16 protein-coding genes are annotated in these 24,439 nt (G+C 76.1%); 11 read left to right on the forward strand and 5 right to left on the reverse strand.

Going from position 1 to position 24,439, the window contains the following annotated elements; translation table 11 throughout:
• Nucleotides 1-162 precede the first annotated feature (162 nt).
• The 3 genes from CP974_RS18715 to CP974_RS18730 all read left to right on the forward strand — a co-directional run bounded on the left by CP974_RS18715 (nucleotide 163) and on the right by CP974_RS18730 (nucleotide 3,841).
• A complete protein-coding gene (locus tag CP974_RS18715) occupies nucleotides 163-1,449 on the forward strand; it encodes an ATP-binding protein (protein WP_031129272.1) in 1,287 nt (428 codons plus the stop codon).
• Complete coding sequence (locus CP974_RS18720; protein WP_031129273.1) at nucleotides 1,446-2,147, forward strand: LuxR C-terminal-related transcriptional regulator; 702 nt, start codon at nucleotides 1,446-1,448, stop codon at nucleotides 2,145-2,147. Before CP974_RS18715 ends, CP974_RS18720 begins: the two co-directional genes overlap by 4 nt.
• A 560-nt stretch (nucleotides 2,148-2,707) precedes the next feature.
• A complete protein-coding gene (locus CP974_RS18730) occupies nucleotides 2,708-3,841 on the forward strand; it encodes an alpha/beta hydrolase (protein WP_051839037.1) in 1,134 nt (377 codons plus the stop codon).
• Between the two features lie 627 nt (nucleotides 3,842-4,468).
• Here the strand turns inward: CP974_RS18730 and CP974_RS18735 are convergent.
• Nucleotides 4,469-5,572, reverse strand: a complete 1,104-nt coding sequence (locus CP974_RS18735) for a C40 family peptidase (RefSeq protein WP_031129276.1) — start codon at nucleotides 5,570-5,572, stop codon at nucleotides 4,469-4,471.
• Between the two features lie 261 nt (nucleotides 5,573-5,833).
• On the opposite strand from CP974_RS18735, the gene CP974_RS18740 reads away from it, so the two are divergent.
• Together CP974_RS18740 and pcrA are read left to right on the forward strand one after the other, a co-directional pair.
• A complete protein-coding gene (locus CP974_RS18740; protein ID WP_031129277.1) occupies nucleotides 5,834-6,187 on the forward strand; it encodes a hypothetical protein in 354 nt (117 codons plus the stop codon).
• 345 nt (nucleotides 6,188-6,532) lie between these two features.
• Nucleotides 6,533-8,998, forward strand: a complete 2,466-nt coding sequence (gene pcrA, locus CP974_RS18750) for a DNA helicase PcrA (RefSeq protein ID WP_069977697.1) — start codon at nucleotides 6,533-6,535, stop codon at nucleotides 8,996-8,998.
• 219 nt (nucleotides 8,999-9,217) lie between these two features.
• Here pcrA and CP974_RS18755 read toward each other — a convergent pair whose 3' ends face one another.
• A complete protein-coding gene (locus tag CP974_RS18755) occupies nucleotides 9,218-10,894 on the reverse strand; it encodes a M23 family metallopeptidase (RefSeq protein ID WP_031129279.1) in 1,677 nt (558 codons plus the stop codon).
• 781 nt (nucleotides 10,895-11,675) lie between these two features.
• On the opposite strand from CP974_RS18755, the gene icmB reads away from it, so the two are divergent.
• Nucleotides 11,676-12,089, forward strand: a complete 414-nt coding sequence (gene icmB / locus CP974_RS18765) for a coenzyme B12-dependent isobutyryl CoA mutase small subunit (RefSeq protein ID WP_031129281.1) — start codon at nucleotides 11,676-11,678, stop codon at nucleotides 12,087-12,089.
• A 642-nt stretch (nucleotides 12,090-12,731) separates the two neighbouring features.
• Here the strand turns inward: icmB and CP974_RS18770 are convergent.
• Both CP974_RS18770 and CP974_RS18775 read right to left on the reverse strand, forming a co-directional pair.
• The gene (locus CP974_RS18770; RefSeq protein ID WP_107426912.1) at nucleotides 12,732-14,546 is read right to left on the reverse strand and encodes a DUF5691 domain-containing protein; all 1,815 of its coding nucleotides are present in this window, start codon (nucleotides 14,544-14,546) and stop codon (nucleotides 12,732-12,734) included.
• Nucleotides 14,547-14,566: 20 nt separating this feature from the next.
• The gene (locus CP974_RS18775) at nucleotides 14,567-15,907 is read right to left on the reverse strand and encodes an SWIM zinc finger family protein (protein ID WP_223844525.1); all 1,341 of its coding nucleotides are present in this window, start codon (nucleotides 15,905-15,907) and stop codon (nucleotides 14,567-14,569) included.
• A 147-nt stretch (nucleotides 15,908-16,054) separates the two neighbouring features.
• On the opposite strand from CP974_RS18775, the gene CP974_RS18780 reads away from it, so the two are divergent.
• The 4 genes from CP974_RS18780 (at nucleotide 16,055) to CP974_RS18795 (ending at nucleotide 22,163) form a co-directional block, all read left to right on the forward strand.
• Complete coding sequence (locus CP974_RS18780; RefSeq protein ID WP_031129285.1) at nucleotides 16,055-16,474, forward strand: MmpS family transport accessory protein; 420 nt, start codon at nucleotides 16,055-16,057, stop codon at nucleotides 16,472-16,474.
• A gap of 600 nt (nucleotides 16,475-17,074) precedes the next feature.
• The gene (locus CP974_RS18785; protein WP_031128673.1) at nucleotides 17,075-18,235 is read left to right on the forward strand and encodes an ATP-binding protein; all 1,161 of its coding nucleotides are present in this window, start codon (nucleotides 17,075-17,077) and stop codon (nucleotides 18,233-18,235) included.
• Complete coding sequence (locus CP974_RS18790) at nucleotides 18,232-20,760, forward strand: DUF5682 family protein (RefSeq protein ID WP_181018067.1); 2,529 nt, start codon at nucleotides 18,232-18,234, stop codon at nucleotides 20,758-20,760. Before CP974_RS18785 ends, CP974_RS18790 begins: the two co-directional genes overlap by 4 nt.
• Nucleotides 20,757-22,163 (forward strand): VWA domain-containing protein, encoded by a 1,407-nt coding sequence (locus CP974_RS18795; protein WP_223844524.1) that lies wholly within the window; start codon nucleotides 20,757-20,759, stop codon nucleotides 22,161-22,163. The genes CP974_RS18790 and CP974_RS18795 overlap by 4 nt, the downstream gene beginning before the upstream one ends.
• A 9-nt stretch (nucleotides 22,164-22,172) precedes the next feature.
• Here CP974_RS18795 and CP974_RS29705 read toward each other — a convergent pair whose 3' ends face one another.
• A complete protein-coding gene (locus CP974_RS29705; protein ID WP_159029480.1) occupies nucleotides 22,173-22,664 on the reverse strand; it encodes a hypothetical protein in 492 nt (163 codons plus the stop codon).
• Between the two features lie 589 nt (nucleotides 22,665-23,253).
• Between CP974_RS29705 and sucC the strand changes: the two genes are divergently transcribed.
• Entirely contained in the window at nucleotides 23,254-24,432 is a 1,179-nt protein-coding gene (sucC, locus tag CP974_RS18805; RefSeq protein WP_031128680.1) for an ADP-forming succinate--CoA ligase subunit beta, read from the forward strand.
• The last annotated feature ends 7 nt before the right edge of the window (nucleotides 24,433-24,439 follow it).

A 24,439-nucleotide genomic window follows, 5' to 3' on the forward strand; every position in this document is an offset into this window, starting at 1 on the left:
ACCATGGTGACCGGCCGCCGCCGCCGGCGGCACCCGTGACGACCCTGGCCGGACCCTGATATTCCCGGCCCCGTCCCACGGGGCCGGGCCAGGGCGTTGTCAGGGTCCGGGTCAGGGCAGACCCTGATGTCCCGAGGGACGGAGGCGTGTGACGATCGACGCATGCCAGTCGCCGTCCGCGTGCCCGAGACCACCGACGATCCGCCCGTGCGCAAGCTCTACCGCAGCGCCGACGGGCGGATGCTCGGCGGCGTCGCACGCGGTCTGGCGGGGCACCTCGGACTGCCCGTCGTGTGGGTGCGGCTCGCCTTCCTCGGACTGTTCCTCGCGCACGGCCCGCTCGGCGTCCTGCTGTACGCGGCGTTCTGGATCGCCGTACCGCTCGGCGTGGGCGGCCGGTCCAGCGAGCCGAGGACGCTGTTCGAGACCACCGCGGACGGGCGCCGCCGCCTGCGCAAGCCCGACCGGGGCCAGGCCGTCGCGCTGATCGCCCTGCTGGTCGGCGCGGCCGTCTTCGCCGGGACGGTCGACCTCGGCGGCGACGCCAACCGGTACGTGTGGCCCACCCTCCTCGTCGGGGTCGGCGTCGTCCTGGTGTGGCGTCAGGCGGACAACGCCCGCCGTGCCCGGTGGACCGAACCGGGCAGCCGCAAAAGGCTGTTCCAGCTCGCGCGGGGTCTCGCCGGGGTGGCGCTCGTCGGCCTGGGCGTCACCGTCTTCCTGGTGGTGCGCGGCTCCGCCGCCCAGCTCGGCACGGCGCTGACCGCCGCGATGGCGGTGCTCGCCGGCATGGCCCTGCTGGCCGGGCCCTGGCTCATACGGATGTCGCAGGACCTGTCCGAGGAGCGGACCATGCGCATCCGCGCCCAGGAGCGCGCCGAGGTCGCCGCGCACGTCCACGACTCCGTCCTGCACACGCTGACGCTGATACAGCGCAGCGCCGACGACGCGGCCGAGGTCCGCCGCCTCGCCCGCGCCCAGGAGCGCGAGCTGCGGAACTGGCTGTACCGGCCCGAGGGCACGGGCAAGGACGAGGCGGACGAGCCGGAGACCGTCGCCGACGCGGTCCGCAGGGCCGCCGCCGAGGTGGAGGACAAGCACGGTGTGCCGCTGGAGGTGGTGGTCGTCGGCGACTGCCCGCTCGACGAGCGGCTGGCCGCGCAGATGCAGGCCGCGCGCGAGGCGATGGTCAACGCCGCCAAGTACGGTGGCGGGGGCGGAGCCGTGCAGGTCTACGCGGAGGTGGAGGGCCGCACGGTCTTCGTCTCCGTACGGGACCGGGGGCCCGGCTTCGACCTCGACGCCGTGCCGGAGGACCGGATGGGCGTACGGGAGTCGATCATCGGCCGGATGCGGCGCAACGGCGGCTCCGCGCGCGTGCGGACGGCCCCCGGCGAGGGCACGGAGGTCGAACTGGAGATGGACAGGGCGGAGGAGACGGACGGATGACGACGACGGGCGTACAGGAGGCCGGGGAGACGGCCGAGCGCCGGGTGCGGGTGGTGCTCGTCGACGACCACCGGATGTTCCGCACGGGCGTGCAGGCCGAGATCGGCCGCACGGACGAGACCGGGGTGGAGGTCGTCGGCGAGGCCGCCGACGTGGACCAGGCCGTCGCCGTCATCCACGCGGCGCGTCCCGAGGTGGTCCTGCTCGACGTGCACCTGCCGGGCGGCGGCGGGGTCGAGGTGCTGCGCCGCTGCGCCGCGCTGACGGCCGCCCCGGAGGATCCGGTGCGGTTCCTGGCGCTCTCCGTGTCCGACGCGGCGGAGGACGTCATCGGCGTCATCCGGGGCGGCGCGCGCGGATACGTCACCAAGACCATCACCGGCGCCGACCTGATCGCCTCGATCTTCCGGGTGCAGGAGGGCGACGCGGTGTTCTCGCCGCGCCTGGCCGGGTTCGTGCTGGACGCGTTCGCCTCCACCGACGCGCCGCCCGTCGACGAGGACCTGGACCGGCTCACGCAGCGGGAGCGGGAGGTGCTGCGGCTCATCGCGCGCGGCTACGCCTACAAGGAGATCGCCAAGCAGCTGTTCATCTCGGTGAAGACGGTCGAGTCGCACGTGTCGGCGGTGCTCCGCAAGCTCCAGCTGTCCAACCGCCACGAGCTGACCCGCTGGGCGACCGCCCGCCGCCTGGTGTGACACGCCGCCCGCGCGGCGGCGACGCGAGCGCGGCGGGCGCCGGCCGGCCGTGCGCCCCTGCCCCTGTCTGGGCGGGGCGGTCTGGGCGGGACGGTCCGGGCCGGGGAGGCCGGGTGGTTCGGGGACGGGGGTGTCCGGCGGTCCGGGGAGCGGGTGGCCTTCGCGGATCACACGGGCGCGGTGACCCGGGCGCGGTCGGACGCGAGACGCGCTGACCTGAGCGAGGGCGACCCCGGCCCGGGCGACCCCGGGCCGGGCGACCCCGGCCCGGACGACCCCGGCCCGGACGACCCCGGCCCGGACGACCCCGGGCCGGGCGACCCCGGCCCGGACGACCCCGTCGCGGGTGGCCCGGGCGGGGGCGGAGCTGGGCGGGCGGGCCACGGAGTCCGGTGGCCCATCCCTCGGCGGGCCCTCGGGCCCCTGGGCGGGTCCCCGGGTCCGTCAGGGGCTCGGGGGGCCTCGTTCCGGTGGATTGGGGCGGCATGCGCCGGTGTGTGGCGTGATCGGTGGACCGCGGTGGCAACCCGCCGCATCCGCGGGCCCTCCTACTGGCCGTGATGAGCCTGACGGGTACACCCTTCCTCGTGACGGCGGTCGTGCTCGCCGTCCTGGCGGTCGCGCTCCCCTTCGCGCTGTGGAGCCGGGTCCGGGGTCCGCTCCTCGTACGGGGCCTGGCGCGGCTGCTGATGATCGGCTTCGCCCAGGTGACCGCGATGCTGGTGGTCCTCGTCGCGGTGAACAACGCCAACGGCCTGTTCAGCGACTGGGACGACCTCCTGGGCCGGGAGGACCACGTGGCCGCCGCCCCCGACCTGGGCCGGGACGGGCTCGGCGGACGCCGGATCGCCGACCTGCCGAAGACCGCGCAGTCCTTCCGCCCCGCCTCGGCGGTCGCCGACGGACGGGTCCGCACCACGCTCCTCAAGGGCCAGGTGTCGGGCGTCAGCGCCGAGGTGTACGTGTGGCTGCCCCCGCAGTACGACGACCCCGCCTACCGGCACGTCAGGTTCCCCGTGGTGGAGCTGTTCTCCGGCTACCCCGGCACCCCGTCGTCGTGGTTCGCGGGGCTGCGCGTCACCGAGCAGCTGGAGCCGTTGATGCGGGACGGCACGGTGGCCCCCTTCATCCTCGTCGCGCCCCGCACCAAGCTCCTCGGGGACGCCGACGCGGGCTGCGCCAACGTGCCCGGCGTCGTCAACGCCGCGACATGGGTGAGCGTGGACGTGCGCAAGATGGTCACCGACCACTTCCGCGCGGTCGCCACCGCCGACGGCTGGGCGACCGCGGGCTTCTCGGCCGGCGGCCACTGCGCGGCGAAGATCGCCGTGGCGCACCCGGACCGCTACCGGTACGCGGTGAGCATGTCCGGCTACAACGACCCGGCCGCCGAACCCGACTCGATCACCGGCAGGGATCCGGCGCTGCGCCGCGCCAACGACCCGCTCACCCTGCTGCGGCAGGCCCCCGCGCCGCCCCGCCTGCACCTGCTCGTGACCGGCGACGGCGACGACGGGTACCGCCAGGGCCTCGACCTGCGGGCCGCGGCCCAGTCACCGACCCGGGTGGAGGTCCGCCGGGTCACCGGCGGCCACCGCACCTCCACCTGGGCGGCCGAGGTCCCCGCCGTCTTCACCTGGCTGACCGCCCGGCTGGAAGGCGCGGGCCGAGCGGCGCTGACCCCCGGCCGCTGACCGCAGCTGAGGGCCGCTCGGCGACCGCGGCCCGGTGCCGGTGGCCGCCCCGTGCCGACCGGCTGGCCGCAGCCCCGGTGACCGGCCGGGGCGACCGCCGACCGCCGCCCGCCGCCCGGCGGGCCGGGGGCCGGGGGCCGTGCCCTCGTGGGCCCCGCCCGACTCGGCGGCGCCCGGCGTCCGGCCGTGGTGTCCGGCCCGAGCGGCGACCGGTGGCGGCCTCGCGCCCGACCGGCACCCGACGCCCGACCGGCCGCCCGGCCGACCGGCATCCGGCCCCCGACCGCATTCGGCGGGCCCACGTCCGGCACCCGACCGAAACCAGGCCCCCCGACCGAAACCCGGCTGCCGCCCGGCGCCTGGCTGCCGCGGCGACCGCCTGCCCGCCGACTGGTGGGGGCCTGCCCGGCCTGCCCCGGAAACGGCCCGGTGGCGCCCGGCTGCTGCCTGGCACCCGATGCCCGTCCGACCCCCGACCGGCCTCCGGCGCCATGCTGCCGTCCGGGTCCGGCCGGTGGGGCCCGGACGGCAGCGGGCGGCGGGGGGCCGGTGGGGCCCGGACGGCGGTGCCCGGCGGGGCCTGCCCGGCCGGCTCCGGGACCCGTCCGGTGGCCGGGCGGTGGCGGGTCAGGCCACCCGCGTGGCGCCCGCCCAGGGCATGTCGTCGATGGACGCGAGCCGGACCGTCGAGCCCGTGCGCGGGGCGTGGATCATCCGGCCGTCGCCGACGTAGATCCCGACGTGGCTGACGCCCGGATAGAAGAAGACCAGGTCACCGGGGGCGAGCTGGGCGCGGGAGATCCGCTGCCCGGCGTTGATCTGCGAGTAGGTGGTCCGGGGCAGCGACACCCCGGCCGCCCGCCACGCGGCCTGGGCCAGCCCCGAGCAGTCGTACCCCGACGGCCCGGTCGCGCCCCACACGTACGGCTTGCCGATCGCCCCGTACGCGTACGAGACGGCCCGCGCCGCGCGCGAGGTGGGCGCTCCCACACCGGCCGGCGCCGTCCGCGCGCCCCCGCCCGTCCGGCCGGCGCGGTCGGCCCCCGCCCCGGCACCGCCGCCCGGACCGGAACCGGCGGTACCGGTCTCCCGCGCGCGCGTGGCGGCCTCGTACGCGGCCCGCTCGGCGGCGGTGAGGCGGGCCAGCAGCTTCTCCGCGGCGGCCAGCCGGTCCTGTACGGCGGCCTTCTGGCGGCGCAGCTCCGCCTCGTGGCCCCGCAGCTCGCGGAACCGGTCGCCCGCCTCCGCGCGGAGCCGGTCGATGGCGACGCGCTGGCCGCGCAGGCCCGCCAGCGTGTCGGCCTGCCGCTCGCCGATCCGCTCGGCGAGCGCGGCGCCCCGCAGGTACCGGTCGGGGTCGGAGGAGAGCGCCAGCTGCAGGGCCGGGCTCAGCGCGCCGGCGCGGTACTGGGCGGCGGCGGTGGCGCCGAGCGCGTCCCGCCCGGCGTTGACGCGCTCCGTACGGCGGGCGGCCTCGTCGCGCAGGGCGTCGATCCGGGCCCGTGCCGTGTCCGCCTGCTCCTTGGCGCCGTTGTACTGCTCGGTCGCCGCCTCCGCCTCCCGGTGGAGCCGGTCGACCTGGGCCCTGACCTGGGTGGCGGTGGGGCGCGGGTCGGCGTGCGCGGGGCCCTCGAAGGCGGTGGCGGTCGCGGCCCCGGCCAGGGCCAGGGTGGCGGCCGTGCGGCCCGCCTGTGCGCCGAACGCGGGCCTCGGCTTCCGATGCGCTGCCACGGGGGCGCTCACTTCCCTTCGGTGCTGTGCTGCGGACGGCGGCACCGGTGGGACCGGGCCGTCCGGAGGAGGACGCTAGGGGTGCGACCGGGGGAGAGGCGGCGGGGTGACCGGAAGTGGCCGCAGCTGTCGGTTGCGGGACGACTCGCAGTCGGAATCGGACAATCGGAATCACACCTTCCGCATGGGTCGTGACCGTTGCGGCGAAAGCGGTGGACCTGCCTGAGGGGCGGTGGTAGGGCCACGGCTAGGCTCCGCCCCATGAACGTCCTCATCAACGTCTTCGTCGCCCTCCACGTCATCGGCATCGCCGCCCTGCTCGGCGGCTTCCTGACCCAGATGAAGGCGATCGGCGCGGGCACGGCCCGCATGGTTCCGGCCATGCTCCACGGCGCGCTGACCATGCTCGTCACCGGCATGGTGCTCGTCGGCCTCAACGAGGCCCAGGGCGCCGCGCTCGACCACGTCAAGATCGGCGTGAAGCTGGCGCTGCTGGTGGTCATCCTCGGCCTGGTCTACGTCAAGCGCGACGACGAGCGCGCCGGCAAGGGCGCCTTCGCGGCGGTCGGCGCCCTGACCATGGCGAACGTCTTCATCGCCACCCTCTGGACCTGACGGCCGCCCGCGCCCCGACCGGACAGCCCCGCCCCCGCGCCCGGACCAGGCGCGGGGGCGCCCCCGCGCCTGGACCGCCTTCCGAGCCGGCGGCCCCCGCCCCCGCGTCGGCCCGCCCTCCGTGCCGGCGGACCCCGTCCCCGCACCGGACCCCGCCGCTCCCGCCCGGCCCCGGCCCCAGGCGCCCGCGTGCGCCCCGAGGCGCCCAGGTGGGCGCCCGAGGTGGCCCCGGGCGCCCCGAGTCCGGGGCCACCCGGCTCGCCGCCCGTGACCGGCCGGTGGCGCACCGCGAGGGGCGGCGTTCCGGCCCGGGCTGTCAGTGGGGCCGCCTAGACTCGGTAGGCGATGAGCAGCCTCTTTGACGACAGCTTCCTGGCGGACCTCCGCGACCACCGCGCGGAGGAGCCGCCGCCCCCCGAGGACTCCGAGGTCCCCCCGGCCGTGGAGGAGGTCCCGTACGACCTCTTCGAGGGGAAGTTCGACGTGCCCCCGGCCCGCGACCCGTACTACCGGGACGGCTCCCCGCGTCCGGTCGTCGACCCCGGCGCCCTGCTCGACGGGTTGAACGAGCAGCAGCGGGCCGCCGTCGTCCACCACGGGACGCCGCTGCTCATCGTCGCGGGCGCGGGCTCCGGCAAGACCCGCGTGCTCACCCACCGCATCGCGCACCTCCTCGGCACCCGGAGCGTGCACCCCGGCCAGATCCTGGCCATCACGTTCACCAACAAGGCCGCGGGCGAGATGAAGGAGCGCGTCGAGCAGCTCGTCGGCCCGCGCGCCTCCGCCATGTGGGTCATGACGTTCCACAGCGCGTGCGTCCGCATCCTGCGCCGGGAGTCCAAGCGACTGGGCTTCACCTCGTCGTTCTCGATCTACGACGCCGCCGACTCCAAGCGGCTCATGGCCCTGGTCTGCCGCGACCTGGACCTCGACCCGAAGCGGTACCCGCCGAAGTCCTTCAGCGCCAAGGTCTCCAACCTCAAGAACGAGCTCATCGACGAGGAGACCTTCGCCGACCAGGCGACGGACGGCTTCGAGAAGACCCTCGCCGAGGCCTACCGCATGTACCAGGCGCGGCTGCGCGAGGCCAACGCCCTGGACTTCGACGACATCATCATGACGACGGTCCACCTGCTCCAGGCGTTCCCCGACGTCGCCGAGCACTACCGCCGCCGCTTCCGCCACGTCCTCGTCGACGAGTACCAGGACACCAACCACGCGCAGTACACGCTCGTGCGCGAGCTGGTCGGCCAGCCGGGCGGCGACGACGACCCGGTCCCGGCCGAGCTGTGCGTCGTCGGCGACGCCGACCAGTCGATCTACGCCTTCCGCGGCGCGACCATCCGCAACATCCTCCAGTTCGAGGAGGACTACCCGGACGCGACGACGATCCTGCTGGAGCAGAACTACCGCTCCACCCAGACCATCCTCTCCGCCGCCAACGCCGTCATCGAGCGCAACGAGAGCCGCCGCCCCAAGAACCTGTGGACCCAGGCCGGCGAGGGCGCCCGCATCACCGGCTACGTCGCGGACACCGAGCACGACGAGGCGCAGTTCGTCGCCGACGAGATAGACCGGCTGACCGACGCCGGGGAGGCGAAGGCGGGCGACGTCGCCGTCTTCTACCGGACCAACGCCCAGTCGCGCGTCTTCGAAGAGGTCTTCATCCGCGTCGGCCTGCCCTACAAGGTCGTCGGCGGTGTCCGCTTCTACGAGCGCAAGGAGGTCCGCGACGTCCTCGCGTACCTGCGCGTCCTCGCCAACCCGGAGGACGCCGTCCCCCTGCGCCGCATCCTCAACGTGCCGAAGCGCGGCATCGGCGAGCGCGCCGAGGCCATGATCGAGGCCCTCGCCCTGCGCGAGAGGATCACCTTCCCGCAGGCCCTGAAGCGGGTGGACGAGGCGTACGGCATGGCGGCCCGCTCGGCGAATGCCGTGAAGCGGTTCAACACCCTCATGGAGGAGCTGCGCACGGTCGTCGAGTCCGGCGCCGGTCCGGCCGTGGTCCTGGAGGCCGTCCTGGAGCGCACCGGCTACCTCGCGGAGCTCCAGGCGTCGACGGACCCGCAGGACGAGACGCGGATCGAGAACCTCCAGGAGCTCGCCGCGGTCGCCCTGGAGTTCGAGCAGGAGCGCGGCGAGGACGAGGGCGCGGGCACGCTCGCGGAGTTCCTGGAGCAGGTCGCGCTGGTCGCGGACTCGGACCAGATCCCGGACGGCGACGAGGACGGCGACGGGGTCATCACGCTGATGACGCTGCACACGGCGAAGGGCCTGGAGTTCCCGGTCGTGTTCCTGACCGGCATGGAGGACGGCGTCTTCCCGCACATGCGCGCCCTCGGCCAGACCAAGGAGCTGGAGGAGGAGCGCCGCCTCGCGTACGTGGGCATCACCCGCGCGCGGGAGCGGCTGTATCTGACGCGTTCCGCGATGCGCAGCGCGTGGGGCCAGCCCGCGTACAACCCGCCGTCGCGGTTCCTGGAGGAGATCCCGCCGCAGTACGTGGAGTGGAAGCGCACGGGGAGGACGGCCGCCGCGCCGTCCGGCGCGCCGGGCCCGGCGTCGGGTGTGGCCGCGTCCCTGTCGGCGTCCCGCGCCCGCTCGGGCCCCTCCGGCTTCGCCACGCGCCGTGCGGCGGACAAGCCGGTGATCTCGCTGTCCGTGGGCGACCGGGTCACGCACGACCAGTTCGGCCTCGGCACGGTGACGGCGGTGACGGGCACGGGCGGCGACGCCCAGGCGACGATCGACTTCGGCGACGACAAGCCGAAGCGGCTGCTGCTGCGCTACGCGCCGGTGGAGAAGCTGTAGCCCCGTCGGACGTGAGCCCCCGGTGCGGTGGTCCCGGGGGCCGGCACCCGCGGGGCCGGGACCTCAGGGGCTCGAACCCGCAGGGGCTCGAGCCTGCGGGGCCGGGACCTCCGGGTGTGAGCCCCGGCGGGTACTGTGGCGGCCCGGCCGCGGTCGCGCCGTGGGCCCGCAGGGGCGGGCGGGCCCCGTGGGCCCCTGGGGGCGCGTTGCGCGGGTGGGTCAGCCGGTGGGGCTGAGGCCGTGGCTGCGCAGCCACGCCTCCGGGTCGATCGCGGCGCCGCCGCCCGGCCGGACCTCGAAGTGCAGGTGCGGGCCGGTGGAGTTGCCCGAGTTGCCCGAGTAGGCGATGACGTCGCCCGCCTTCACGGAACCCGAGCGGATCTTGGCGCTGCTCAGATGGCAGTACCAGGTCTCCGTGCCGTCCTTGGCGGTGACGATCACCATGTTGCCGTACGCGCCGTTCCACTGCGTCCGCACGGTGCCGTCCGTCGCGGCCATCACCGGCGTGCCGTACTGGACGGGGAAGTCGATGCCGGTGTGCAGCGACATCCAGTTGACGCCCGACTGGCCGTAGCCGGCGCTGAGCTGGCGGAGCGCCACGGGCAGCGCGAACTTGGGGCGCATGGCCTCGCGGCGCTTGGCCTCCTCCTCGCGCTTCTTGCGCTCCGCCTCCTGGCGGGCCTTGAGGTCGATGCGCTCCTGCGTGCGGCTGGCGCGGTCGCCGAAGTCGAGGGCCTCGGCGTCGAGCGCGGCGAGCTGGGTGTCGAGGGCGCTGTTGGCGACGGCGGGCTTCACGGACGCCGGGTCGGCGGCGGTGACGGCCTTGCCGTCGTCCTTCTGCTCGGTGCCGGTGAGGCCGCTGACGGACGCGGCGGCGATCCCGGCGACGCCCATGACGCACGCCGACGGCACGGCGACGGTCAGCAGCGCCGAGCGCCGGGCGGGGGTGCGGCGCCGGCCGCGGCTGCCGCCGGCGCGGCGGGCCGTGCGGGCCGAGGCGGCGACGGCGACCGGCTCGTCGAGGGCGTCGAGCGCGTCGGCGTCGTCCGCGTGCTCCCGGTCGTCGGGTCCACCCAGGTCGTCGAGCACCTCGAAGGTCTGCGTGGACGGCCCGTCGCCGTCGAGGTCGTCGGGGAGGTCCTCGGCGAAGTCGCCCGCCGGTTGGGCCGGGAGGCCCTCCGCGTCGGAGTCGCCGCCGTAGGTGGTGCCGGTGTCGCCGTCCGCCTCGGCGGTGGGCTCCGCCTGCTCGGCCCGCGGGCCGTCGTCGGCGGGGGAGTAGTCGTACTGCTCCGGGACGAACGCCGCGGTGGCGCGGGTCTCCTCGGAGGCGTGGTTCCACGCGGTGGCGTCGTAGGCGCCGGTCTCGTAGGAGGCGGGGGCGTACGCGGCGGTGTCGAATGCGGCGGTGTCGAATGCACCGGTCGTGTCCGTCGTGCCGGTTGTGTCCCAGGCGCCCGGGGCGGACGCGTCGCCGCCGGCGGCCTGGCCGTACCACTCACCGGTCGTCCCGTAGGTGGGGGCGGTCGCGGCCGCGTACTGCTGGTCGCCCTGCTCCTGGCTCCAACTCGCCGCGCCCCACTGGCCGGATGTGGCGGACGGGTCGGCGTAGGCGGTGTACGCGGAGGTGGTGGACGCGGTGGTGTCGGACCACTGGGCGGTGTCGTACTGGCCGCCGTGCCCGGCGTCGTAGCCGCCGTAGAGGGGGTCGGCCGTCTGGTGGGCTCCGGTGTCGTACGAGGCGGGGGCGTGGGTGCCGGTGCCGTAGGACCCGGTGCCGTACGCGGCGGTCTGGTAGCCGCCGTCGTAGCCGTTCTCACTGGTCGTGTAGGTCGTGAAGCTGCCCGTGGCATACGCGTCGTCTCCGACGTAGCCGGCGTGGGGGTGCTGGTCGTTCACCAACTTCTCTCTCGCCTCGGCAGCAGGACCAGTTCCGGGCCGACCCTGACGGGCACCCGGAGGGGAAGCAGTGGGCGCGACTGTACCCGGCGGTATGCGCAACCGACAATCTTCGGTGGGGTTTACGCCTCACGGAACGGGGCATTCGGACGCCTTTCGGCGGAGCGCACACCGAGCCTTGGCCGTACGTTCGAAACACGTTCGATCTGTGGTGGCGACTTCACGCCGTGGCCATGTGGCCGGAAGGCGACCCCCGAGCGGAAACGGAAGCCCGAGCGGAGCCATGCGGAAGGCGGCGGCGATGGGCTTCACATGGGCGCGGGTCCTCGCGTCGGGGAGCGGACGGGCGCATGCGGAAGCGGTGGGGCGGATCGCGTGCGTGGGGCGTGCGGAAGCGGTGGGGCGGATCGCGTGCGTGGGCGTGCGGGCCGCGCGCGGAGGTGCAGCGGTGGTGGGCGGCAGGCGGAGGGGCGCGTGCGAGGGGCGGCTCCGGCCCTCGTACACCTCGGGCGGGGCCGCGCCCGAGGGTGGGGATGCGTCCTACGCCCCTGCCGCGCGGCTGACGGTACGGGGGTACGACGACCTCGTCGCGGCTCCGGATCGGCTCGCGCGCCGGCGGCGGCCCCTGGCCCGCCCGATGGGGAACGACGCGCGGAGAACAATGCCCACGTGTGATTTCCCCCTCCCTCTTGACCGTGAAACGGCCGGTTGCGGGATGCTGGCGATAACGTTCGTTCACCTCCCCGGCACACAGGTACGGGGGACGCATGTGGAGGCAGTGATGGGTGTGACCGGTCCGATCCGCGTGGTGGTGGCCAAGCCGGGTCTCGACGGCCACGATCGCGGTGCGAAGGTGATCGCGCGGGCGCTGCGTGACGCCGGTATGGAGGTCATCTACACCGGCCTCCACCAGACGCCGGAGCAGATCGTGGACACCGCGATCCAGGAGGACGCCGACGCGATCGGGCTCTCGATCCTCTCCGGCGCCCACAACACGCTGTTCGCGCGTGTGCTGGAGCTGCTGAAGGAGCGCGACGCGGAGGACATCAAGGTCTTCGGCGGCGGCATCATCCCGGAGGACGACATCCCGCCGCTCAAGGAGAAGGGCGTCGCCGCGATCTTCACGCCCGGCGCGACGACGGCGTCCATCGTGGACTGGGTCAACGCCCACGTCCGCCAGCCGACCGGGGCCTGACACCACCCGGCGTGAGGGAAGGCGCCCCGGCGGGGCGCCCCCACCCGTGCCCGCCGGGCGCCGTCCCCGGCCCGGCACCCGTGCCCGGCCGGCCCCCGTCCCGGCCCGGCCTTCGCGCGCCCTCGGCCGTGCCTCCTCTCCGCCGCCGGCCCTACCCCGTCCCGTCCTCGCGGCCGGGACTCCGCCGTCGGCCGGTGGTCCATCCGCGCGCCCGCGCCCGTCTGGGCGCTGTCAGCCGAGCGCCTCTCCCGCTGACCCTCGCTGCCGTCGTGCCCGGTCCGTCGCGCTCCCCGTACCGGCCGGGTCGGGTAGGCGCCTTCCCCGTCCGGGCGGTCGGGTGACCCGCTGATCGCCCTTCGCGCGGCCTTTCCGCCGGGCGCCCGCGCGCCGGTCGCCGTCCACGGGGGCGTTCTCCGCCGCGTGCCCCGTCGAGCGCCCTGCCGGGAGCCGCGCTGCCAAGCGGGGCCCGGCAGCCCGGACCAGGGTGTGCCGGGAGCCGCGCCCGGGGGCTGGAGACCGCCCCCGCACGGCCCTTCCACCGTGGGCTCCCCGCCGCCCGGCGCCCCGTCGGACGCCGCCCCGCAGGGGACGGCGGGCCGGGGCGCCGCGCGGCCTTGGCACGGCGGCTCCGTCCGGTGCCGCTCAGCCCGTCCGGCCCGCCAGCTCCTCGTGCATCGCGGCGCGCAGGCGCAGGGTCGCGACCAGCCGCTGGAACGCCTCCGCCCAGTACCCCCCGGCGCCCGGCGCCGCATCCCCGCCCTCGTCCGACGCCGCCGTCATCGACTCCAGCCGGCCCGCCTCCGCCGGATCGAGGCACCGCTCCGCCAGCCCCATCACCCCGCTGAAGCTCCAGGGATAGCCGCCCGCCTCGCGCGCGACGTCCAACGCGTCGACCACCGCCCGGCCCAGCGCCCCCGACCACGGCACCGCGCACACGCCGAGCAGCTGGAAGGCCTCCGGCAGGCCGTGCGACGCGACGAACGCCGCCACCCACTCCGCCCGCTCGCCGTCCGGCAGCGTCGACAGCAGCGCCGCCGACGACGCGGCGCCGGGCCCTGCCGAGGGCGGTGCCGACGCCGGGCCCAGCAGCACCCGCGACCACGCCGCGTCCCGCTGCCGCACCGCCGCCCTGCACCACGCGGCGTGCAGCTCGTCCCGCCAGTCGTCCGCCACCGGCAGGGCGACGACCTCCTCGGGCGTCCGCCCGCCGAGCCGCTCCCCCCACACCGCGAGCGGCGCCGCCTCCACGAGCTGGCCCAGCCACCAGGACCGCTTGCCCCGGCCGGCCGGCGGCTGCGGTACGACACCGTCGCGCTGCATCGCGGCGTCGCACTCGTGCGGCGCCTCCACCGCGACCGTCGGCTGCCCCGCCGTGTGGTCGAGGCCCACGCAGCTCGCCGCCCGCGCGGCCATCCGCGCCGCGTACGCCGAGCCGGGCAGTGCCGACAGCAGCTCCGCCGCCGCGGAACGCACATTGCGGCTCCGGTCCGACAGCGCGCCCTCCAGGAACTCCTCGTCGGCCGGGGACAGGCCCGTGCGCAGCGAGTCGAGGAACATCAGCCGGTCCTCGGCCCGCTCCTTCGCCCACGTCGAGGCCAGCAGCCGCAGGGCCGCGCCCGGGTCGTGCGCCCGTACGGCCCCCAGCAGCGCGACCCGCTCCGCGAACAGGCCCTCCTCCCACAGCCGCCGCACGCCCCCTGAGTCCTCGGGCGCGGGCAGCGCCGTGCCTCCGGACGCCCCGCGCAGGGCGAACCTCCACTCCGGGTTGAACCCGGCCAGCCACAGCGCGCGCGGCCCACCGAACGCCAGGGCCTGCGGGCGCAGATCGGTACGGGACCGCGCCGCGTCGAGCAGGGCGGGCAGGGCCGCGGCGGGCGCCCGGTAGCCGTACGCGTCGGCGGCGGCCAGCCACTGCGGCAGCAGCTCCGTCAGGTCCGGGGCGGCGCCCCGGCGACCGCCCCCGCCCGCCGACGGCCGGTCCGCGAGGAGCTGCGCCAGTCGCCGCGCGGCGGCCTCGGGGAGCGGAGGCCGCGCGTCGCCCGGCGCGGGCGGCGGCAGGGGCGCGGCGACGGCCGGGACGAGCCCGGCCCGCCGCCGCACGGTCTGCACGGCCGCCGCGCCCAGCAGCGCGAGCGGCGGGTCCAGGGGCTGCCCGGTGCTCCCGGGGCCGGTGCCCTGCCTACGGGTGCCCTCCTTACCGGTGCCCTCGGTCCTGGCGTCCACGGCTCCGGCATGCCCGTCCCCCGCGTCCACGGCTCCCGCATGCCCGTCCCCCGCGTCCACGGCTCCGGCGTCCAAGGCCCCGGTGCCCTCAGCCGTGGCGCCCCGCTGCCGGGGCCCCTGCGGGGCGGTGGCCCCGGCAGCGGGCGGCCGGGTACGGGCCCCGGGCGGGAGGGGGCGGCGGTCCGTGCCCAGGAGGGCCGACGTGACGAGGTCTTCCCAGCTCATCGTGGTCATGTCGTCTGCTCCTCGATCCGTCAGGTGAGCGATACCGTGCCGGGGGCGTCCGGCGACCAGGCGGCCAGCGGCGTGAACCCCCGGTGCCCGCACTCGCCGAACACGGTGACCGGCCCGCCGCCCGACACCGCCGCCAGCCGCCACAGCCCCGCCCCGGCCGTCGCCGACCCGGTCACCGGCAGTGCCGCGGCCCCGTCCGCCTGGGCGAGCTGCCAGCCCTCCGCCGCGGGCACCGGCACCACGTCCCGCAGCGTCACCGGCCACGAGTCCAGCCACGGATCGTCCCGCAGCGCCAGCCCGTACGCGTCCAGCGCGTCCTCGACCGTCCCGCCGGGCGGCGGCGCCTCACCCGGCACGGGGGCGGCGAACCTCTCGCCCAGCTCCGCCCGCAACTGCCCCGCCCCGGGGTGGGGGAACAGCTCCGCGTCGATGACCAGCCCCACCGCGAGCGCCAGGTCCGGCGCCCGCCCGGCGGCCCCGAACGACAGCAGCAGCGCCGTGCGCCCCGACTCCCGCCCGTACAGCCAGATGCGGCGGGTCGTCAGCCGGCCGTCGGAGGTGTCGTACTGGGAGAGGACCAGCCACCGGTCCCGCACGGCCGGGCCGCGCCCCGGCACCGGCAGTCCCACGCGGGTCCGGACCGTCGCCGCCAGCGGCTCCGGGAGCCGGTCGACGCCCAGCCACGCCCGGTCCAGCAGGTGCGTCAGCGCGCTCTCCTCCAGCAGCCGCGCCGGCCAGCCCGGACCGGAAGCCGGTATCGCGCCCAGCTCCCGCACCCGCGCGGCCAGGCCCGGCGCCTGGGCGTCCACCATGCGGCGGGCCGTCTCCTCCCACAGCCCGTACCCCGCCTGCCCGGCGGAGGCCAGGCCGCCGCGCACCAGGTCCGCCAGGCGCTGCTCCAGCTCCTCCGCACCCGCCGTGGCACGGGCCGCCCTGGCCGCCGCGCGGCGCCGCGCCGCCTCCTCGTCGGCCGTCCCGCCCGCGGCCTCGCGCTGCCGCACAGCCCGCGCCCGAGCCCCCCGGCTCTCCAGCCACGACCGCACCCACTCCGGGGCCTCCGCCCCCGCCGGCACGGCGCCCGGGTCGGCGGCCCACAGCAGCAGCAGCCCGAGCGCGTGCTTGCACGGGAACTTCCGGCTCGGGCAACTGCACTTGTACGCCGGGCCCGCGATGTCCACCACCGTCTGGTACGGCCTGCTCCCGCTGCCTCTGCACAGCCCCCACACCGCGCCGCCCTCGCCGCACCCGGTCGCGGACCACGGCCCGGCGGCGCCCAGCTTGCTTCCCGCTTTGCGCGAGGCGGCGTCGGGAGCCAGAGCCAGCACCTGTTCCGCCGTCCAGCGCACCCCCTGATCAGTCATGCCACCGACCGTAGGACCCGCCACTGACAACGACGCCGGCACGCGGCCCCGTCCGGCCGGGCCCGCGGCGTCCCGGACCCGCCGGGGGAGCGGGCGCACCGCGCTCGTACCGTTGTCCCACCACACACGAACTCCGGGGGGAATCCCATGAACCGCATCAGCCGGTCCGCCGTCGCCGCCCTGGCCGCCGCGGGCCTCGCGCTCGCCCTGGGCGCCTGCTCGCAGGCGGCCGACGAGGCCGCCGAGCGCGTCGACAACGCGATGAACGAGACGTACCAGGTGACGTACGAGGTGACCGGCTCGGGCATCGAGTCGATCAGCTACAACGGCGGCGGGGGCGACGCGATGAACCCGAAGCTCGAGACCGTGGAGAAGCCGACCCTCCCGTGGACCAAGACGGTCACGCTCAAGGGCATCGAGGCGCCGCTCGTCACGCCGGTCGCCATCCAGGGCGGCGCCGAGGCCACCTGCAAGATCACCCACGAGGGCAAGGTGCTGAAGGAGGCCACCGGCAAGGGCGCGGGCGCCACGCTCAGCTGCGTGGCGATCTCCCCGATCGCCGACTGACCGGGGCCCTCGGGGCCTGCCCCCGGCACCCCGGACCCGGTGTCCGGGTGACCCCGGACCCGGCGTCCGGCTCAGCCCGGAATTCGGCGTCCGGGTGACCCGGACCCAGAGTCCGGGTCACCCGGGCGCCCGGCACTCCGGCCGCCCCGCACGACGCGGGGCGGCCCACGGCCCCGCCGGTACCGGTCCGTCGGCACCGGCCCACGGGCCCCTCCCCCCAGCCCCGGAGACACCGCCCACCGGCCGTCGGCACCGCCCACCGCCCACCGGCCGTCGGCACCGCCCACCGGCCGTCGGCACCGGTCAACGGGCCGTCGGCACCGGCCCACAGTCCACCGGCAACGGCCCTCCAGCCCTCCGCTCACCGGCACCGGGCTCACGGCCACCGGCCCACCCGGCCCCACTCGTCCCCACCCGGCCTTGCGCTCCCCCCACCCAGCCCCACGCGCCCCGCCCGGACTCGCCCCCACCCCCGTCAGCGCCCGTCGACTGCGGCCTTGTTCGCGCTCCGACCTGCGCGGACGAGTGATTGTCAGTGGCGTGGTGCACGGTGGATTCCAGACCCGGTCGAACGAATCGAACGATCTGGAGGGGGATCCCATGACCGTGCCCGCGACCACCGAGGCAGACCACGCCCGAGCCGGTTCCGCGACCGACGCGCAAGCCCGTCCCGAGGCCGAGGCCGAGGTGCTGCGGCCGCACGCGGAGGACGCGTTCGCCCATGAGTTGGAGGCGCTCGCCGCGGCCGACGACCGGCCGCGCCCGGAGCGCTGGCGGCTCTCCCCGTGGGCGGTCGCCACCTACCTGCTCGGCGGCACGCTCCCCGACGGCACGGTGATCACACCCAAGTACGTCGGACCGCGCCGCATCGTGGAGGTCGCCGTCACCACCCTGGCCACCGACCGCGCGCTGCTCCTGCTCGGCGTGCCCGGCACGGCCAAGACATGGGTGTCGGAGCACCTCGCGGCGGCCGTCAGCGGCGACTCGACGCTCCTCGTCCAGGGCACGGCCGGCACGCCCGAGGAAGCCATCCGGTACGGGTGGGACTACGCCCGCCTCCTCGCCCACGGCCCCAGCCGCGAAGCCCTCGTGCCCAGCCCCGTCATGCGCGCCATGGCCGAGGGCATGACGGCCCGCGTCGAGGAGCTGACCCGCATCCCCGCCGACGTCCAGGACACGCTCATCACGATCCTCTCCGAGAAGACGCTGCCCGTCCCGGAGCTGGGCCAGGAGGTGCAGGCCGTGCGGGGCTTCAACCTCATCGCCACGGCCAACGACCGCGACCGCGGCGTCAACGACCTGTCGAGCGCCCTGCGTCGCCGCTTCAACACGGTGGTCCTGCCGCTCCCCGCGACGCCGGAGGCGGAGGTGGACATCGTCTCCCGCCGCGTCGAGCAGATCGGCCGCTCCCTGGACCTGCCCGGCGCGCCCGACGGCATCGACGAGATCCGCCGCGTCGTCACCGTCTTCCGCGAGCTGCGCGACGGCGTCACCACCGACGGGCGCACCAGACTCAAGTCCCCGTCCGGCACGCTCTCCACCGCCGAGGCCATCTCCGTCGTCACCAACGGGCTCGCCCTGGCGACCCACTTCGGCGACGGCGTGCTGCGTCCCGCCGACGTCGCCGCCGGCATCCTGGGCGCCGTCGTCCGCGACCCGGCAGCCGACCGCGTCGTCTGGCAGGAGTACCTGGAGACCGTCGTCCGCGAGCGGGACGGCTGGAAGGACTTCTACCGCGCCTGCCGGGAGGTGTCGGCGTGACCGGACCCCTGCTGCTCGGGGTGCGCCACCACGGGCCGGGGTCCGCACGCGCGGTACGGGCCGCCCTGGACGCGGCCCGCCCCGACGCCGTGCTGATCGAGGGCCCGCCGGAGGCGGACGCGCTGCTGCCGCTCGCCGCCGACGCGCGGATGCGCCCGCCCGTGGCCCTGCTGGCGCACGCCGTGGACGACCCCGGCCGGGCCGCGTTCTGGCCGTTCGCCGCCTTCTCCCCCGAGTGGGTGGCCGTCCGCTGGGCGCTTGACCACGGCGCGGCCGTCCACTTCTTCGACCTGCCGGCCGCCCACTCGCTCGCCATGATGGGCGACCCCACGTGGTCCGACGAGGAGGACGACGAGGGCGGCGACGACTCCGGCGAGCAGTCCGCCGACGTGAGGCGCGACGGGCCGGGCCGGGATCCGGGCCGCCAGGGCGAGCCGGGCCGGGCGCCGGGTCGGGGGCCGCGGCCGGGGCTGCGCGTCGACCCCCTCGCCGTGCTCGCCGAGACCGCCGGGTACGACGACCCGGAGCGCTGGTGGGAGGACGCCGTCGAGCACCGCGCCGCGGGCACGGGCGACCCGCTCGCCCCGTTCGCGGCCGTCGCCGAGGCCATGACGGCGCTGCGCGAGACGTACGGCCACGGCGGCACCGCCCGCGACCCCGTCCGCGAGGCGCACATGCGCCTGCGGCTGCGCGCCGCGCGCAAGGAGCACGGCGACGCCGTCGCCGTCGTCTGCGGCGCCTGGCACGTCCCGGCGCTCGCCGCCAAGCACACGGTGACCGCCGACCGCGCCCTCCTCAAGGGCCTGCCGAAGGTGCGGGCGGAGACGACGTGGGTCCCCTGGACGCACCGCCGCCTCGCCCGCCGTTCCGGGTACGGCGCCGGCATCGACTCGCCCGGCTGGTACGGGCACCTGTTCGCCGTCCCGGACCGGCCCGTCGAGCGGTGGATGACGAAGGCCGCCGGGCTGCTGCGCGACGAGGACCACGCCGTGTCCACCGCCCACGTCATCGAGGCCGTCCGGCTCGCCGGGTCCCTCGCCGCGATGCGCGGGCGCCCGCTCGCGGGGCTCTCCGAGACGACCGACGCCGTCCGCGCGGTCATGTGCGACGGCTCCGACGTGCCGCTCGCCCTGATCCGCGACCGGCTCGTCGTCGGGGACGTCCTGGGCGAGGTGCCCGAGGGGGCGCCCGCCGTACCGCTCCAGCGGGACCTCGACCGCCTCCAGCGGAGCCTGCGGCTCAAGCCCGAGGCGGCCGAGCGGGAGGTCGACCTCGACCTGCGCAAGGACACCGACGCGGCCCGCAGCCGCCTCCTGCACCGGCTGCGCCTGCTCGGCGTCGAGTGGGGCGCGCCGGAGCGGGCCCGCGGGACGGGCACGTTCCGGGAGAGCTGGCGGCTGCGCTGGGAGCCGGAGCTGCGCGTACGGGTCGCGGAGGCCGGAGCGTGGGGGACCACGGTGCTGTCCGCCGCCACGGCGAAGGCGGTGTCGGAGGCCGCGTCCGCCACGGCCCTCGCCGACATCACCGCCCTCGCCGAGCGGTGCCTCCTCGCGGACCTGCCCGAGGCGCTTCCGCTGGTCATGAAGGCCCTCGCGGACCGCGCCGCCGTCGACACCGACGTGAGCCGCCTCGCCGGCGCCCTGCCCGCCCTCGCCCGCGCCCTGCGCTACGGCGACGTGCGGGGCACGGAGACGGCAGCGCTCGCGGAGGTCGCCACGGGCCTGGCCCTGCGCGTCTGCGTCGGCCTGCCGCCGGCCTGCGCCGGGCTCGACGCGGACGGCGCCGCCGAGATGCGCGGCCACGTCGACGCGGTCCACACGGCGATCCGGCTGCTCCCGGACACGGGCGGGGGCGCCGCCGGTACGGAGGGGGGCTCGGACTCGGCCGACGGCAGGGGCACCGGCACCGGCCCGACCGCCGGCCCGACCGCCGACTCGGTCACCGGCCCCGCCACCGGTTCGGGTACGGGGGCCGAGGGGGTCGTGGCGAGGTGGGCGGACGTGCTGGAGAGGCTCGCGCGCCGCGACGCCGTCCCCGGCACCCTGCGCGGGCGGGCCGCGCGCCTGCTGCTCGACGACGGGCGGCTCGCCGAGGACGAGGCGGCTCGCCTGATGGGCCTCGCCCTGTCACCCGGCACGGCGCCCGCGGACGCCGCCGCCTGGGTCGAGGGCTTCGCCGGTGCGGGTGGCGACGGCTCGGGGGGCCTGCTGCTCGTCCACGACGAGCGGTTGCTCGCCCTGGTCGACGCGTGGCTGACGGCCGTGCCCGCCGAGGCGTTCACGGACGTGCTGCCCCTGCTGCGGCGCACGTTCGGCGCGTACGAGCCGGGTGTGCGCCGCACGCTGGGCGAACTGGTCCGGCGCGGTCCCGCCGGGGGCGGCGGGACCGCGCCCGCGGGTGAGGGCGCGCCCGGTTTCGGGCCCGGCCTCGACGCGGCCCGTGCCGACGCGGTGCTGCCCGTGCTGGACCTGCTGCTGGGACACCGGCAGCCGACCGAGGAGGAGTGCGCGGGGGTGCCGGGATGACAGCGACGGCAGGCGGCGCCGAGCGGGCGGAGACCGGCGCGCACGCGCCGGCGGACGGCGAGGAGCGGGCGGGATTCGGGGTGCGGGCGGTGGTGGACGGTGCCGAGCAGGCGGGATTCGGGGCGCAGGGGGTGCTGGACGGTGAGGAGCGGGCGGTGCTGGACGGCGAGGAGCGGGCGGGGGGTCCGGTGGACGTGACGGCAGGCGGCGAACGGTTCGCGGGAGGCGGCGCGGGGGCCGTGGCGGCGCCCGACGGAGACGAGCGGCTGCGGCGCTGGCGCCTGGTGCTCGGCGGGGGAGCGGCGGACGGCACGGGCCACACGCTCACGGGCACCGACGCGGCCATGGACGGCGCGTTGAGCGCCCTGTACGGCGGTTCGGGGAGCGACGCCGACCGGCGGGGCCGGCGTGACCGGTCCGCCGGGCTCGGGGGGTCGGCGCCGTCGGTCGCGCGCTGGCTCGGCGACATCCGCGCGTACTTCCCCAGCTCCGTCGTCCAGGTCATGCAACGCGACGCCATCGACCGGCTCGGCCTCTCGGCGCTGCTGACGGAGCCGGAGATGCTGGAGGCCGTCGAGGCGGACGTGCACCTGGTGGGCACGCTGCTCTCCCTCAACAAGGCCATGCCGGAGACGACCAGGGAGACGGCGCGGGCGGTCGTCCGCAAGGTGGTGGACGACCTGGAGAAGCGCCTCGCCACGCGCACCCGCGCGACCCTCACCGGGGCCCTCGACCGCAGCGCCCGCGTCAGCCGGCCCCGGCACCGGGACATCGACTGGGACCGCACCATCCGGGCCAACCTCAAGAACTACCTCCCCGAGTACCGCACGGTCGTCCCGGAGCGGCTGATCGGTTACGGGCGGGCCTCGCAGGCCGTGAAGAAGGAGGTCGTGCTCTGCATCGACCAGTCCGGTTCGATGGCGGCGTCGGTCGTGTACGCGTCGGTGTTCGGCGCGGTCCTGGCGTCGATGCGGTCCATCGCCACCCGGCTCGTCGTCTTCGACACGGCGGTGGTGGACCTCACCGATCAGCTCGACGACCCGGTGGACGTGCTGTTCGGCACCCAGCTCGGCGGCGGCACGGACATCAACCGGGCGCTCGCCTACTGCCAGTCGCAGATCACCCGGCCCGCCGACACCGTGGTCGTGCTGATCAGCGACCTCTACGAGGGCGGCATACGCGACGAGATGCTGAAGCGGGTAGCGGCGATGAAGGCGGCCGGGGTGCAGTTCGTGGCGCTGCTCGCCCTCTCCGACGAGGGCGCGCCCGCGTACGACCGCGAGCACGCGGCGGCCCTGGCCGCCCTGGGCGCCCCGGCCTTCGCCTGCACCCCGGACCTGTTCCCGGAGGTGATGGCGGCGGCCCTGGAGAAGCGCCCGCTGCCCGTCCCGGACGTGGCCTGAGCGGCCGGCTCAGACCTCGTAGTAGGAGATCGAGACCGTCGTCCCGGAGCCGGTCGGGCTGACCTGGACGGTCAGGCCCTGGCCGTCCTTGCGGGCCAGCAGGTGGACGCTGGTGTCCCCCTCGTACTTGGAGGTGATGTCCCAGCCCTCGTCCTGGAGGAGCTTGATGTAGAACTGGCCGACCTCCTTCACCGGGTCGTCGGTGCGCAGCATCGCGAAGCCCGGGGCCTCGGTGACGACGTCGGCGCCGGGGTACGCGCGGACGGGGCCGGTGCTCTCCCCCGCCGCCGGGCTGCTCGTCCGCCCGGTGGGGGAGGCCGTCGGGGATCCGGTGGCGGTGGGCGAACCGGTGGGCGAACCGGTGGGCGATCCGGTGACCGTCGCGGTCGCCGTGACGGTGGCGGCGGGCTCGCCGTCGCCGTCCGAGTCGCCGCAGCCGGTGGCGGCCAGCGCGAGCGCGGCCAGTCCGGTCACCGCGACGAGGGGGAACCTTCTCTGCACGACTGCCTCCTGCGCATCGGGTGGACCGCCGGGCCGACCACCGGTCCGACCGCCGAGCGGACCCAAGCGGTGGGCGGCCCGCGCGCCGGACCGGCTGCCGGCGGCGCACGGCACGGGTCCAGCCTGCACAGCGGCGTCACACCCCGCAACCGGGGGTGGGCGGAGAGTGAAGGGCGGCTCGGCGGTGGCCGGGTCGGCGGCCGTCACCGACCGGCGGGCGGCCGGTTCCCACCGCCGGGTGCCCGCCGGATGCCTACCGGGCGCCCGTCGGGTGGCCGACCGGCGGCCCGCGGGCGGCCTCCGGCCGGTGCGCGCCGCGAAATCCGCAGGACAGGGCGGTCGCGGCGGGGTCCGGAGGCCCCGGAAAGGGTTGCGGTCTGTGACGGGTATCACCGCTCGGGTGTGATCTGCGATTTAGGGCCGCACCGCCTCCGGGGATAACCTGCGAGACGGACATGCCGCGTCCACGGACACCGTGTACGCCTCCCTTGTGACAGAGCAGTCACGTTGCCCTCCGCCCGCCAGACGGGCGCGCGGCACGCCCACGCATGACAACGAACCGCGATCACCAGAAAAGGGACGGACGCGCGTGGACCTGTTCGAGTACCAGGCGAGGGACCTCTTCGCCAAGCACGGTGTACCGGTGCTGGCCGGTGAAGTCATCGACACGCCTGAGGCGGCGCGCGAGGCGACGGAGCGGCTGGGCGGCAAGTCGGTCGTCAAGGCGCAGGTCAAGGTCGGCGGCCGCGGCAAGGCCGGCGGCGTCAAGCTGGCCGCCGACCCGCAGGACGCGGTCGAGAAGGCCCAGCAGATCCTCGGCATGGACATCAAGGGCCACACGGTCCACAAGGTCATGATCGCCGAGACCGCGCCGGAGATCGTCGAGGAGTACTACGTCTCGTACCTCCTCGACCGTACGAACCGCACCTTCCTGGCCATGGCGTCCGTCGAGGGCGGCATGGACATCGAGGAGGTCGCGGCCACCAAGCCCGAGGCCCTCGCGAAGGTCCCGGTCGACGCCAACGAGGGCGTGACGATCGAGAAGGCCCGCGAGATCGTCGCCCAGGCGAAGTTCCCGGCCGAGGTCGCCGAGAAGGTCGCCGAGGTCATGGTGACCCTGTGGAAGACGTTCGTCGCGGAGGACGCCCTCCTCGTCGAGGTCAACCCGCTCGCGAAGGTCGCCTCCGGTGACGTCCTCGCCCTCGACGGCAAGGTCTCCCTGGACGCCAACGCCGACTTCCGCCAGCCCGGGCACGAGGAGCTGGAGGACAAGGCCGCCGCCAACCCGCTCGAGGCCGCCGCCAAGGCGAAGGGCCTCAACTACGTCAAGCTCGACGGCGAGGTCGGCATCATCGGCAACGGCGCGGGCCTGGTCATGTCCACCCTGGACGTCGTCGCGTACGCCGGTGAGGCGCACGGCGGCGTGAAGCCGGCCAACTTCCTGGACATCGGCGGCGGCGCCTCCGCCGAGGTCATGGCGAACGGCCTGGAGATCATCCTCGGCGACCCGGACGTCAAGTCCGTGTTCGTCAACGTCTTCGGCGGCATCACCGCCTGCGACGAGGTCGCCAACGGCATCGTGCAGGCCCTGGAGCTGCTCAAGTCCAAGGGCGAGGACGTCACCAAGCCCCTGGTCGTGCGCCTCGACGGCAACAACGCGGAGCTGGGTCGCAAGATCCTGTCGGACGCCAACCACCCGCTCGTGCAGCGCGTGGACACCATGGACGGCGCGGCCGACAAGGCCGCCGAGCTCGCGGCTGCGAAGTAAAAGGGAC

This window comes from Streptomyces fradiae ATCC 10745 = DSM 40063, assembly GCF_008704425.1.
GTDB classification, from domain to species: Bacteria; Actinomycetota; Actinomycetes; order Streptomycetales; family Streptomycetaceae; genus Streptomyces; species Streptomyces fradiae.

Coding starts and splice junctions, on each gene's coding strand:
- CP974_RS18775 (WP_223844525.1), bottom strand. CDS start 15,907: ATGACTGATCAGGGGGTGCGCTGGACGGCGGAACAGGTGCTGGCTCTG.
- CP974_RS18785 (WP_031128673.1), top strand. CDS start 17,075: ATGACCGTGCCCGCGACCACCGAGGCAGACCACGCCCGAGCCGGTTCC.
- CP974_RS18715 (WP_031129272.1), top strand. CDS start 163: ATGCCAGTCGCCGTCCGCGTGCCCGAGACCACCGACGATCCGCCCGTG.
- CP974_RS18795 (WP_223844524.1), top strand. CDS start 20,757: ATGACAGCGACGGCAGGCGGCGCCGAGCGGGCGGAGACCGGCGCGCAC.
- pcrA (WP_069977697.1), top strand. CDS start 6,533: ATGAGCAGCCTCTTTGACGACAGCTTCCTGGCGGACCTCCGCGACCAC.
- CP974_RS18720 (WP_031129273.1), top strand. CDS start 1,446: ATGACGACGACGGGCGTACAGGAGGCCGGGGAGACGGCCGAGCGCCGG.
- CP974_RS18770 (WP_107426912.1), bottom strand. CDS start 14,546: ATGACCACGATGAGCTGGGAAGACCTCGTCACGTCGGCCCTCCTGGGC.
- CP974_RS18730 (WP_051839037.1), top strand. CDS start 2,708: ATGAGCCTGACGGGTACACCCTTCCTCGTGACGGCGGTCGTGCTCGCC.
- icmB (WP_031129281.1), top strand. CDS start 11,676: ATGGGTGTGACCGGTCCGATCCGCGTGGTGGTGGCCAAGCCGGGTCTC.
- CP974_RS18740 (WP_031129277.1), top strand. CDS start 5,834: ATGAACGTCCTCATCAACGTCTTCGTCGCCCTCCACGTCATCGGCATC.
- CP974_RS18780 (WP_031129285.1), top strand. CDS start 16,055: ATGAACCGCATCAGCCGGTCCGCCGTCGCCGCCCTGGCCGCCGCGGGC.